A 269-nucleotide genomic window follows, 5' to 3' on the forward strand; every position below is an offset into this window, starting at 1 on the left:
GAATGGCAATTGCCATTTGCAGTGCTATTCTTGTTTCTGCAGCATTGGGAATACTAATATATCAAGGAACAAAGGATACAGTAACAATCATGCTAGACGGAAAAAAAGAGGTAGTGCGTACACACGCGGCTACTGTAAATGATATGTTGGAAGATTTAGAGATTACCGTTCAAGCCGCAGACTATGTCCACCCATCAAGAAACGCAAAGGTGGACGATGATTTAGAGGTGGTTTGGAAGCCTGCACAAAAAATCGTCATGGTACAGGAT

The 269-nt window shown here is 42.0% G+C and carries 1 protein-coding gene; it reads left to right on the forward strand.

Annotated elements, in window-relative coordinates:
* Window positions 1–269: ubiquitin-like domain-containing protein (locus AC6UD2_RS06780; RefSeq protein ID WP_500698432.1), on the forward strand; the 269-nt coding region annotated here is incomplete at both ends.

This window comes from Fructilactobacillus sp. X2R5C2 (assembly GCF_059901375.1).